This window comes from Mycobacterium sp. 1245111.1, assembly GCF_001673405.1.
GTDB lineage: Bacteria > Actinomycetota > Actinomycetes > Mycobacteriales > Mycobacteriaceae > Mycobacterium.
Map to the genome: position 1 here is coordinate 15,330 of NZ_LZLV01000004.1, position 11,282 is coordinate 26,611.

The 11,282-nt window shown below is 65.1% G+C and carries 11 protein-coding genes; 4 read left to right on the forward strand and 7 right to left on the reverse strand.

Annotated features, from left to right (window positions below; all coding sequences use genetic code 11):
- Positions 1-37 precede the first annotated feature (37 nt).
- A complete protein-coding gene (locus A5658_RS00815; RefSeq protein ID WP_067329738.1) occupies positions 38-661 on the forward strand; it encodes an isochorismatase family cysteine hydrolase in 624 nt (207 codons plus the stop codon).
- A 3-nt stretch (positions 662-664) separates the two neighbouring features.
- Here A5658_RS00815 and A5658_RS00820 read toward each other — a convergent pair whose 3' ends face one another.
- From A5658_RS00820 to A5658_RS00850, 7 genes are all read right to left on the reverse strand, one after another.
- Positions 665-1,612 (reverse strand): aldo/keto reductase, encoded by a 948-nt coding sequence (locus A5658_RS00820; RefSeq protein WP_067329741.1) that lies wholly within the window; start codon positions 1,610-1,612, stop codon positions 665-667.
- Positions 1,613-1,692: 80 nt separating this feature from the next.
- Positions 1,693-2,268 (reverse strand): TetR/AcrR family transcriptional regulator, encoded by a 576-nt coding sequence (locus tag A5658_RS00825; RefSeq protein ID WP_067329744.1) that lies wholly within the window; start codon positions 2,266-2,268, stop codon positions 1,693-1,695.
- A gap of 46 nt (positions 2,269-2,314) precedes the next feature.
- Positions 2,315-3,346 carry a hypothetical protein gene (locus A5658_RS00830; protein WP_231997159.1) on the reverse strand — a complete coding sequence of 344 codons (1,032 nt, stop codon included), beginning with the start codon at positions 3,344-3,346 and terminating at the stop codon, positions 2,315-2,317.
- Positions 3,347-3,393: 47 nt separating this feature from the next.
- Complete coding sequence (locus A5658_RS00835; RefSeq protein ID WP_082992851.1) at positions 3,394-4,242, reverse strand: ABC transporter permease; 849 nt, start codon at positions 4,240-4,242, stop codon at positions 3,394-3,396.
- The gene (locus A5658_RS00840) at positions 4,232-4,966 is read right to left on the reverse strand and encodes an ABC transporter ATP-binding protein (protein ID WP_067330002.1); all 735 of its coding nucleotides are present in this window, start codon (positions 4,964-4,966) and stop codon (positions 4,232-4,234) included. The genes A5658_RS00835 and A5658_RS00840 overlap by 11 nt, the downstream gene beginning before the upstream one ends.
- Before the next feature lie 59 nt (positions 4,967-5,025).
- On the reverse strand, positions 5,026-6,036 hold the full coding sequence (locus tag A5658_RS00845) for an ABC transporter substrate-binding protein (protein ID WP_231997160.1): 1,011 nt from the start codon (positions 6,034-6,036) through the stop codon (positions 5,026-5,028).
- Positions 6,037-6,047: 11 nt separating this feature from the next.
- Entirely contained in the window at positions 6,048-8,375 is a 2,328-nt protein-coding gene (locus A5658_RS00850; RefSeq protein WP_067329753.1) for a hypothetical protein, read from the reverse strand.
- A gap of 71 nt (positions 8,376-8,446) precedes the next feature.
- On the opposite strand from A5658_RS00850, the gene A5658_RS00855 reads away from it, so the two are divergent.
- The 3 genes from A5658_RS00855 to A5658_RS00865 are packed head-to-tail and all read left to right on the forward strand — an operon-like array spanning position 8,447 to position 11,263.
- Positions 8,447-9,388 carry a LysR family transcriptional regulator gene (locus A5658_RS00855; protein ID WP_231997161.1) on the forward strand — a complete coding sequence of 314 codons (942 nt, stop codon included), beginning with the start codon at positions 8,447-8,449 and terminating at the stop codon, positions 9,386-9,388.
- 44 nt (positions 9,389-9,432) lie between these two features.
- The gene (locus A5658_RS00860) at positions 9,433-10,416 is read left to right on the forward strand and encodes an alpha/beta hydrolase (RefSeq protein WP_067329757.1); all 984 of its coding nucleotides are present in this window, start codon (positions 9,433-9,435) and stop codon (positions 10,414-10,416) included.
- Between the two features lies 1 nt (position 10,417).
- Entirely contained in the window at positions 10,418-11,263 is an 846-nt protein-coding gene (locus A5658_RS00865) for an SDR family oxidoreductase (protein ID WP_067329760.1), read from the forward strand.
- The last annotated feature ends 19 nt before the right edge of the window (positions 11,264-11,282 follow it).

The window sequence follows — 11,282 nt, forward strand, 5'->3', positions numbered from 1 at the left end:
GTGGTGTCGGGCTCGGCGGTGGAGCAGAGTTGACCGCGTGGAATACCGCAGAAGCATCACGGGTCTCGTCGTGATCGATCCATACAACGACTTCATCTCCGAGGGTGGCAAGGTATGGGACCGCCTCAAAGGGGTTGCCGAAGCCAACGGGTGCGTCAGAAACATGAGCCAGGTGCTGCAGGCCGCGCGCGACGCGGGCATCCAGGTCTTCTACGCGCTACATCACCGGTATCGGCCCGGCGACTACGAAGACTGGAAGTACATCGCCCCGATCCAGAAGGCGGCGTGGTCTCGCAAAACCTTCGAATTCGGGTCCTGGGGCGCACAGCTGCGCAGCGAGTTCGAACCGCAGCCCGGAGACGTTGTCGCCCAGGAGCATTGGTGCTCAAGCGGATTCGCGAATACCGATTTGGACGTTCTGCTCAAGCGGCAGGGCGTCCATCAACTCATCATGATCGGGCTGATCGCCCACACCTGCCTCGAGGCGACCGTTCGCTTCGGAGCCGAACTGGGCTACGAGGTCACCGTGGTCAAAGATGCGACGGCCAGCTACTCCGACGTCGAGATGCACGCGGCCCTGGAAGTCAACATCCCCAACTATGCGACCGCAATCCTGTCGGCGGAAGATGTCGTCGAGGCGATCTCGACGTCCACGGACTAACCGTCAACTGCCCGCGGGCACCTCGGCGAATCCCGGCTCCCCGCCCTCGACAACGGAATTGAACCGGACGCGAGTCTCAAGACGCTCGTTGATGTCTTCGATCGCGCTTTCGGGAATCGCGGTCACGTCGAAATTCTCGCGGATGCGCGCGGGATTGACCGAACCCGTCAAGACCGCGCTGCCGCGTTGAATGCCCCACGCCAACAGCACTTGCGCGGGCGTCTTTCCCATCCGCTGGGCGATCGAGACGATCAGCGGGTCGTCGAGCAGTCGCGGCTCGAGCGCGTGGCCAAGCGACGCGAACGCCAGAAGGACGATCCCGTCCGTCTCGCGCAGCTGGTGAATTTCCCACTGTGGGTGGTATGGATGCGACTCGACCTCGACCACCGCCGGCTTGATCCTGGCGGTGTGGGCGATCCGCTTGGCGCCCTCGACGTCGATGTCCGACAGTCCGATCGCGCCGGTAAGCCCTTCGTCGACAAGACTTTCCATCGCCTCCCAGGTTTCCTCCAGCGTGACGCCGTCGTCGTAGATGACGGCACCGTGCACGTCACGCGGATCCTGGTCGTCGCCGGGTTGGAAGGCGAACGGGGTGTGCACCAGATACAGGTCGACGGTGTCGAGCCCGAGCCGGTTGAGGCTGGCCTGCAGCGCCGGCTTGACCCGTTCGGGGCGATGGTTGTTGTTCCACAACTTGGTGGTGACGAACAACTCGTCGCGGCGGACGGTTCCGTCGGCGAAGAGCTCCGCGATCGCGGCGCCCACGTCGGCCTCGTTGCGATACCGTTCGGCGGCGTCGAGGTGTCGGAAACCGACTTTGACCGCGGCCTTGACGGCGTCTCGCGTCTTCGAGCGATCGGACAACGACGTCCCGAATCCCAAAGCCGGCATCCTGCTGGTGACGTTATTCAAGTCGAACGTGACGCGACTCAGGTCGTCGATTGATGTCATGGTCTTGGCCTCTTTCTCATTTATAGATGACCAGTCGTCTAGTTAACGCTCGCTGCCGGCGCTCCATTCCCGGCCGGTGCTCAGCGCAGCAGCGCAGGGATGGTGTCGGCTTCGAACCGGTCGTAGGGACTCCGGCTGCGGATCATCTTGCCCCGAAGCGCCGCCCCTTCCCAGGCCTCGATCAATCGGGAGGCAACGTCCTCGGCATCGACACCGCGCCGGCGGCGGCCGGACCGCAAGCATTCTGCCAACGCGTTGCCCCAGCGTTCCACGATGTTGATCAGCTCGGCGCGCACGGGCTCGCTGGTGCTACTGAGTTCGAGCGACAGGTTGCCGATCAAGCAGCCGAGCAGAAAGTCGCCGGCCTCGTGGTCGTCGGCGAGCGCGTGAAAGAACGCCGTGATCCGCTGCTGCGGCGACCCGTCGCCCTCGAGGATCGGGACGAGGCGGGTCTCGATGTCGGCCCAATACGCTCTGAGAATTGCTGCGGCGAGAGCCTCTTTGCTCGGGAAGTACGCGTAGAACGAGCCCTTCGGCACGCCGGCCGCGTCGGTGATTTCCTTGACGCCGCTGGCCGCGAAGCCCTGTGCGTGGATGAGATCGAGGCCCGCGGCGAGCAGTCGCTTGCGAACCTCAGGGTTGGCTGGTCGTGGCATGGCCCTATTAACAGACGACCGGTCAGCTATATTCCAGCTCGCGTCCTTACCAATGAAACGGCCGGTCCAGCGCCAGCGTCTTCTCTGCCTTCTCGTACCAGCCTTGCGGAGCGTATTGGCTGGTGTGCAGGTAGCACTGCACCCGAACCTCGTTGCTGCCGGGCTCGAACGTGAGCAGACGGCTGATCGGCAGCGTCGTGATCGGCATATGGTGGCGACTCAGCGACGCGACGTTGAGAAACCAGGTGCCCCAACGCTGTTCGATGTGCGTCTTACCACCGAAGGAGTCCTCCGGATGGGTGTGCGTGTGGCCGGCAAGCCAGAGCGCCACCCGGCCCGGGCGGGCCGCCAGGAAGGATTCGAACGCCGCCGAATCGGGTTTGCTGTCCACCCAATACAGGTATGAGGCGCCATTCGGGGTGCCCCGCTCGAACGGCCGGTGATAGTGCTCCAACAGTTCGCCCGTGGCCGAACGGCGGATGCCTTCCCACTCGCCGGACGCCACGGTGGTGTCCTTCAGCACGTAATGGTGTACCGACACGATGACCGCATCCGGATTGTCGTCGACCATCGACCTCCACCAGTTGAATGTCTCACCGCTGACCACGCCGCCCGGGTTTCCGCCGAGCGTTCCGCGGCCGACCTGCTGCGTGGGCTCGTTGCGGTCGCTCATCATCAGGAAGAGCAGGTTGCCGACCCGGAAGCTGTATCGCTCCCAGCTGCCCTCGACCGGGTAGGGCCGGGCGCCGGAGTCAACTCCGGAGTATCCGGTGTGCTGTCCGAGCGGATCGATCCACTTCTGCCACCACCACGCCTCGGGCTCGGCCAGTCCGCTGCGGTCGTGATTCCCACACACGCTGTAGATGTCTTCGCGCCGGTGGGTCCGCAGCGCCCCGAGCTGCTTGACGACTTCCTCACCTTCGGTGTCATCCGGCAGGCTGTGATGAGAGCCGGACATATCGCCGACGTCGATGGCGATATCCCACTCGAACGGTAGGCCGCCCTCGGTGCCACCGAATTCTGACTGCGAAATCGCTTCGGCCAGGCTGCTTCTGCCGTATGCCTTGTCGGTGCCCACGTGCGCGTCGCCGAATGCCCATAACCGCAAGGGCCGAGGCCCGGCCGTCACGTTTCGTCGGCGGCGACGAGGCCGCGACGGCGGCGAACCTCGTTGTCCAACAGAGAGAAGAGCCCGTCGATGACGATCCCGAGCGCCAGGATGACGATCATGGTCGCGATGGCGGCGGGCATGTCGGACAGGTTCTGCGCGTTTTCGAGGAGCACGCCGATGGATGCGGTGTTGGTCACGATGACGACCAACTCCCCCGACATCAGGCTGCGCCAGGCGAAGGCCCAGCCCTGTTTGAGGCCGGTCACGAAGACAGGGAGTGACGCCGGCAAGATGAGATGCCGGTAGAGGGCGAATCCCTTGAGTCCCATCATCTTCGCGGCGCGACGCAACAACGTCGGGATGTTGTCGCTGCCGGCGATGACGGCGATCGCAATCGCAGGTGCCGTGCCGATCACGATGACGAACAGAATCGCGGACGTGGTGAGGCCGAAGAAGATGATCGCGAACGGGAACCACGCGATGGCCGGCATCGTCTGCATGCCGGTGATGATCGGGCCGAAGGCGGCGCGCACGATCCGGTTTCTGGAGATCACGATGCCGACCGCGAGGCCGATCACGACCGCCAGCGCAAACCCGTAAACGGCTCGGCCCATTGTGGTTTCGATGGCCTGCCACAGCAGCGGCTGGCGCGCTTGAGTCCAAAGGTTGGTGAGGGTGGTGGCCGGGCTGGGCAGCACAAACGACGGCTTCCAGCCGCTGAGGTACACCGCCTGCCAGAACGCGAGTACGACCAGCAGTCCTATCCCGGGTGCCCACAGCGATCGGACCCGCTGCCGGGCAGCGGATTTCACCGAACCGGGCGCCTCGCCTTCTTGGTCGGTGTGCACCTGGCTAGCCACCATCGCGCGCCTCCCGCACCTCGAGGCCGGCCGTGATCGCCGCCGCCAGAGTCGACACCTGCGCGCTGTCGATACGTCGGGGACGCGGCAATTCGACGGCGTGCTCAGCGATGATTCGGCCCGGTCGATTGCTCAGCAGCACAACGCGGTCGGCCAGGCGCACGGCCTCGTCGACGTTGTGCGTGACGAACAAGACCGTCAAGCCGCTCTCGGCGACGATCCGTTCGAGCTCGACATGCAACGAGTTGCGGGTGATCGCGTCGAGCGCGCCAAACGGTTCGTCCATCAACAGGACGTCGGCGTCTTGCGCCAGCGCGCGTGCGAGCGCGACGCGTTGGCGCATGCCGCCCGACAGCTGATGCGGCCGAGCAGCGGCAAAGCTCGTCAGCCCGACGATGTCGAGCAGCTCGGCCGCCCGAATACGCCGCTGCGCCTTGGGTATCTTGCGGGCTCGCAACGCCAGCTCGATGTTTCCCGCCGCGGTCAACCACGGGAAGAGCGCCGGCTCCTGAAACATGAAGGCTACCCGTTGGTCTCCGGTGACGACCTCCCCGGAACTGGGTCGATCGAGTCCGGCGACCAGCGACAGCAGTGTGCTCTTGCCGCAGCCCGACGCGCCGACGAAGCAGACGAACTCGCCCTTGCGGACGCTGATCGACACCTCGGTCAACGCCGGAACTGCTGAGCCGCCGCGACCGTAGGTCTTCGACACCGCCGAGAGTCGAATTACGTCTTCTACGAACGGTTTCTGCGAGGTTGCGCGCTCAGATGTATTCGTGGTGCTGGTCATGTCTTCACCTGAGGCCTGCCGATGGATTTCAACACGTCGTTGAGTGGGACCGGATCGAACAGTCCGTCGAGACTCAGCGGTTTGAGCAATCCGACCGAGACCGATTTGCGGACAAGGTCGTTCAGCGATGCGATGCCGGGGTCGTTGGTGAAGGTGGTCTCTTGAAACGAGGCATCCAGCACGTCGGCGTCTAGACCCTTGCCGAGGTTCTTGGTGAGTGTGGCATTGGCGGCTTGCTTTGCCGCGGTCGGGTCGTCGTGGATGAGCTGGTCGGCTTCCACCTGTCCACGTAGCAGCCCGGAGACTGCTTCAGGGTGTGCGGCGAGGAAGTCTTGCCGCACCACCAAGACAGTGATCGTTCCGGGGGCCGGCCACAGTTTCACACCGCCCGCTTTGATCATCTGCACGTCGTACGGCGCCGACTCCACCGCACCGGCAATCTGATTGGCGTTGAACTCCTGCAGAATCGCCGACTCCGGCTTGGTGGGCTTGATGAAGACGTCGCCGCCGCCCTGTGGGTTCGTATGTAACCCATTGTCTTGCAGCCAGCTTCGCAATAGCACATCGTGATTGCCGCCTAGCGCCGGGTCGGCGACCGTCTTGCCGCGTAGGTCCTGTGCGGATCTGATCTCGGGTTTGACGACGAACGACGTTCCACCCACTGCCGATCCGGAGACGATCTTGATGGCCGTGCCGCTGGACTTCTGCCACGCGTTGAAAGCCGGGTTGGGACCGACGTAGGCGGCGTCGATCTGACCGCCCAGCAGCGCAGTGGCCTCCGCGGTGCCCTGCTCGAAGGGCTGTGCGGCAAGCGTCACCCCCGACCCGAGATTCTTGGCGAACAGGCCACGGTCAAGCCCGACCAACGCCGACGCGTGAGTGATCCGCGTCAGGTAGCCGAGACGCAGCGTGACTTTCGCGGGGGAGCCGGTGGTCGCGGCGTGCCCACATCCGCTCAGCAATGCAGCGGCCAACGCGACAACCAGTGAGAGCGTACGAGGCACCATTGTTCTCGGCATTATTCGGCCTGTGTGCGGTTGATGAACAGCGGACTGGTCCACACCTGATGCCCGTCGCATTGGCGCGCGCGCAGGTAAACGGCACTGTCAGCGGGTGGCAGGTCGATCACCAGAATTCCGTTCACGGTGATGGGAAGGGCCGCGAGTTCGGCGACGCGTTCCACTCGCAACGTCAGATTGAGCCCGCCGACGGCGATCTCGCGCCCACCGGTGGACAGCAACTCGGCTCCACTGACCGACAGGTCGGCATCGAGGCCGTCCTCGACAACGCTCGCCTTGATCCGCAAGTGGGCGTCGGCCAGGTCGCTGAGTCGGATGATGACACCGATGTCGCTGCCGAACGTCTGAGTGCGCCAGGCGACGTTGTCGCCGTCGCGCGTGAAGGCTTGCTCGGGATGTGTTGCCGCCCACGGGGTGACATCGTCGACGGTGCTGCCTGAGACCGTGAGCCGCCCGGTCCAGGTTGCCCAGCGGTAGCGGTCTTTGTGCCGCGCGCCGCCCCATCGGATGCGGACCAGGGTGTCGGACAGGCCGGTCTCGGCGTGGAAGTCACGGTGGTACAGCAACCCCGTCGCGTCCCAGACGTGGAGCTCTTCCCAGCCCGTCGTGCCATACAGCGCATAGTCGGCCGTGAGCTCGCTTGCATCACAGTTGATCTCGTCGCCCATCCAGTGGTCGCCGCTATGCAGCAATGCCACTGCCCGCGCGCCGGTCGTCGCCCAGGTCCGTCGACCCCTCAGTGACCGACCGACGCTGTCGCGGGTGAGTTGAGGCGCCAGCACCCCGGTGAGGCCGCCATGTCCGCCGAAGATGTTCGCGCCGGGGGCGCCGCCGCCGGGCCGTCCGCGGTGCTCGTCGCTTGCGGCACTGGCACCGAGTCGCAGCCCGCGGGCCATCGCATCCTCGAAGAACCACGGGCTGGATCCCCATGCGGAGTGCACCTCGATCAACCGCTCCAGTTGCGGGTGATGCCAGTCGAGAACGGCCCGCCGTCCACCGACATGCGGGATCAGCAGGTACGAATCGGGGTCCTTATCGTAGGCGGCGTACAGCTGGGTGATCGGCCAGGTCTGCGGAACGGGCGTCGAAGACGCCATGCCCGAATGCCATTCGAGCGAACGCGCGAGGGTCGTGTCCTCCCCCAGGAAAACGACGTTGTGATCGCCACCGACGCCGGCGGTTCCACACCATTCCACGCCGGGATAGCAGACCAGTCTGCCGTCTTCGTTGATGTCGCGGCAGGCCGTGACGACGTCGGCCCAGACGTCGTCGGTGATCTGGAAGTCGTTGGCTGTGTAGCCGATGACGTCCAATGCCCCGACATCTCGTCCGTAGCTCAGGTTCGACGGGGTGTCCTGGGTACCCACCGTGTCGTTGGAATGCACGTGCAGGTCAGCGAATAACGCTCGCGGAGAGGGGAAGTCGTCTATCTGATCGAGGTAGCATTTCTCGTCGCCGATCGCGTGGGACGCGGCGTGTGCGCCGACGTCGATGCAGCGATACTCGGCCGGAACCGTCATGGTGACGGCGGCCCATCCCTCGCTCGGGAAATCGACTGAAGCAACGGTGGTTTCGCCCACCCGAGCCTGTGCGGAGGCATTGACGTCGCGGCATGCGTTGCCCCACTGATCCTGCAGGTGCAGTCGGATGTCGGCGGTAGCCGAGTCAGACCGCACCAGCCGCGGACCCTGGACCGCAAGACGTTCCGGTGGACCCGGGACTATCGCCAGCCGCGACACTGCGGCGCGAGCCATCCGCGACGTCCCCAGCGGGTCGACGAACAGATGGAATTCGAACTCGTCCTCGACGAACGTCTGCACTCGAGTCCCTGGGCCGCCAAATCGGCGGTCCCCCAAACGTATTTCGACGGTGTCGCCCGGACGGAGGTACCCGTCAACGACGTGAATCAGCAGCGCCTTCTGGAACGGACGCTCACCGCCCTTGACGTCGTACCGGATCGTGAGCTGTCGCGCCGTGGCCGCTGAGCTTTCCGACGCGCCACCCACCAGGGAACGGGAGAGCAGCCGCGCCGACGCGAAGTCGCGGGCTTGGGGGTCGGTGGTCTGCAAGTCCCAGTCGGAATAGAAGCGAAAGCAGAGCTTCAGCCAACCGCTGTCGGCAATCCCGGATTGGCCGACGGTATAGGTGAAGACCAACTCTTCGGTTGCTCCCGCGACGACGGAGGAGGTCGAGCAGGTCACCTCGCCGAGGAACGGCAGGGCGGCCAACTCAGCGGTGACGGCCTCGCGGACCTCCAGGTCGGAGCAGTCGTTGGTGTCCGGCCGGCCCGACGGCCGCGCGGATACCCGAACCGGTGACAAGGGCATCCGACGATTCTGGCTCTGCCACACTTCTCAGTCCAACGCATAGATATGATGCGATTCATCATCGAAAGTGAATGACTGTGAACCTTCAGCAGCTGCGATACGCCGTCGCATTAGCCGACGCCCAGAGCTTCACCAAGGCTGCCGTCAACGAATACGTCGTGCAGTCGGCGCTGAGCCAGCAGCTCCGCAAACTCGAGGACGAGCTGGGTGTCGCGTTGTTCGAACGCACTACGCGGAAGGTTTCACCGACGCCGGCGGGCGAGGTGCTACTGCCGTTAATGCGCCAGGTGCTCGCCGGCATCGAGCGGATCAAGTTCGATGCGCAGGCGATCAGCGGCACCATCGCGGGCCGGCTCACGGTCGGGATGATGGAGGTGCCGTCGGAAAGCCTCGACGTCGCGGCGCTGATGGCCACCTTCCACACCCGATACCCCGAGGTTGCTGTCACGTTGCGTAGTGGCGGCAGCGATCTGCTGATCGACGCGGTCCGCGAGCGCAAACTCGACGTCGCGATTGTCGGTTCCAATCTGCCGTCGACGGCAGGGCGGCTGACATTCACCGAACTGTTCGTCGAATCCCTTGTCGCTGTGCTGCCTGCGGACCACCGATTGGCCACCGGAGACGCGGTGCGCCTCGAAGATCTCGCGTCGCTGCCGTTCATCGATTTCCCGCCGGGCTACGGCCTGCGCCACGAGACCGACCGCGGATTCGCCGGCGTGCCGCGGCGGGTGGCGTTCGAAGTAACCCGTGTCGACGAGGTAATTCATTTCGTCAGAAGGGATCTCGGAGTCGCTCTGCTGCCGGAGTCCGTCGCCGCGTCGCGGGTGGGCGACGACCGGACGCTGGTGCTGCGTCCGGTTGCCGAGACGCAGCTTTATCGGCAGGTCAATCTCGTCGCTCCGGCCGAGTCGCTCAGATCGGCTGCGGCACAGGCGTTCATCGCCTGCGTCGGCGACCACGTCAACCGCGGTGCAACCGGTCGGGCTGGCGGCTCGATGCGCGACACGCCTTAACGTTGCCATTGACGAATGTCACCATTCGGTGTTGACTCTCTCGCATGACGGAGTCACTGCCGACTCGCGGATCGCTGCGATCCCGTTCCGCGGCGCTGGTGAGCATGGCGACATTGCGGCAGGTCAGCGCGGTACTCCCGCCCGAGCGAGCCTGGGGCTTGTGGGCGTCACGACGGATCATCGCCGGCATCATGGATGCCTTCGGACCTTCACTGACCGGGACCCACATCGAGCACATCGACGTGCATCACGGTGGGCGTCGCCTCGTCGGTGAGTGGGTGCGCGCCCCCGGCGTCTCAACGAGCCGGGGCGCCATCTACTTCGTCCACGGCAGCGGCTTCGCCCTGTGCTCACCGCGAACGCATCGCCGCTTCACGGCATGGTTGTCGCGACTGACCGGGCTGCCGGTGTTCACCGTCGACTACCGGTTGGCGCCGCGGCACCGCTTCCCCGCCGCGGCCGACGACGTGCGGGCCGGCTGGGACTGGCTTACCTCACGGGTGCCCGCGGAAAGCGTTGTGATCGCCGGCGATTCGGCGGGTGGTCATCTCTCGGTGGACCTGCTGTTGCAACCCGACGTCGCCGCGCATGGCCCGGCCGCGGTGGTGCTGTTCTCGCCGCTGATCGACCTGACCCTCGAACTCGCCCGCGCCCGTGAGGATTTGCGCCGCGACCCGGCCATCAGGGCATCCGACGCCGCCCGCTTGGTCCGGCTCTACAGCCGCGGCGTCGATCCCGCCCATCCGCGACTGCGACTCGACGTCGCCGGTGGACCGACGTTGCCACCCACGCTCATCCAGGCCGGTGGTGCCGAATTCCTGCTCGCCGATGCGCGCCACCTCGCTGCCGATATCCGCACCGGCGGCGGCCGGTGCACGCTGCAGGTGTGGCCGGACCAGGTGCACGTCTTCCAGGCGCTACCCCGACTGTCACCGGAAGCCGCAAAGGCGATGGCGCAGGCCGCGAGCTTCATCGCTAACGCGCTGCGTGACAACAATATTGAAAGCATCACAGGAAAGGCGGGCTGACATGATCGGACCGTTCGGCAAATCACACAAGGTGAGTCGCCACGCGCGGGCGGTGGTGACTGGCGCCGGCAGCGGAATCGGCGCCGCGTTCGCGATCGAACTAGCGAAGCGTGGCAGCCGGGTCGTCTGCAGCGACATCGACGAGGTCACTGCCAAGCGAACCGTCACGGCGATCATCGAATTCGGCGGTGACGCGGTCGCAATCCCCTGCGACGTCACCCAATTCGACGACGTCCAGAATCTGGCCACCCAATCCCAGTCGTGGTTCGGCGCCCCTCCCACGCTGGTGATCAACAATGCCGGAGTCGGCTCCGGTGGAGCACCGATCGGTGAACTGCCGCTTGAGGACTGGCAGTGGGTGCTCGGCATCAACCTGTGGGGGCCGATTTACGGCTCGCATGTGTTCGCGCCCATCCTGCGGGCGGGTGAGTCCGATGTCCCGCGGGGCATCATCAACGTCGCCTCGGCCGCCGCGTTCGGCGCCGCGCCCGGCATGGGCGCCTACAACGTCAGCAAGGCCGGAGTGCTGATGTTGTCGGAGACTCTGGCAGCCGAATTGTCCGGGAGCGGAGTCAAAGTCACCGTGCTCTGCCCGACGTTCGTCAAGACCAACATCATCGAAGCCGGTCGTATCTCAGACGGCGCAACGAAACTCGCGAACCGGGTCATGGGCTTGACCGGATTCACCGCGGAAAAGGTCGCCAAGACCTGCCTGGACGCCCATGACCGCGGCGACCTGTACTGCATGCCGCAACTCGAAGCGAAGTTCGGCTGGAACATCAAGCGACTCGCACCAGGTACCTACACCCGCGCGGTCGGATTGCTGAACCGCGTCGCCCCGCTCTAGAGAGAAACACCAATCCGAA

Coding starts and splice junctions, on each gene's coding strand:
- A5658_RS00820 (WP_067329741.1), bottom strand. CDS start 1,612: ATGACATCAATCGACGACCTGAGTCGCGTCACGTTCGACTTGAATAAC.
- A5658_RS00860 (WP_067329757.1), top strand. CDS start 9,433: ATGACGGAGTCACTGCCGACTCGCGGATCGCTGCGATCCCGTTCCGCG.
- A5658_RS00825 (WP_067329744.1), bottom strand. CDS start 2,268: ATGCCACGACCAGCCAACCCTGAGGTTCGCAAGCGACTGCTCGCCGCG.
- A5658_RS00865 (WP_067329760.1), top strand. CDS start 10,418: ATGATCGGACCGTTCGGCAAATCACACAAGGTGAGTCGCCACGCGCGG.
- A5658_RS00850 (WP_067329753.1), bottom strand. CDS start 8,375: ATGCCCTTGTCACCGGTTCGGGTATCCGCGCGGCCGTCGGGCCGGCCG.
- A5658_RS00855 (WP_231997161.1), top strand. CDS start 8,447: ATGACTGTGAACCTTCAGCAGCTGCGATACGCCGTCGCATTAGCCGAC.
- A5658_RS00835 (WP_082992851.1), bottom strand. CDS start 4,242: ATGGTGGCTAGCCAGGTGCACACCGACCAAGAAGGCGAGGCGCCCGGT.
- A5658_RS00845 (WP_231997160.1), bottom strand. CDS start 6,036: ATGGTGCCTCGTACGCTCTCACTGGTTGTCGCGTTGGCCGCTGCATTG.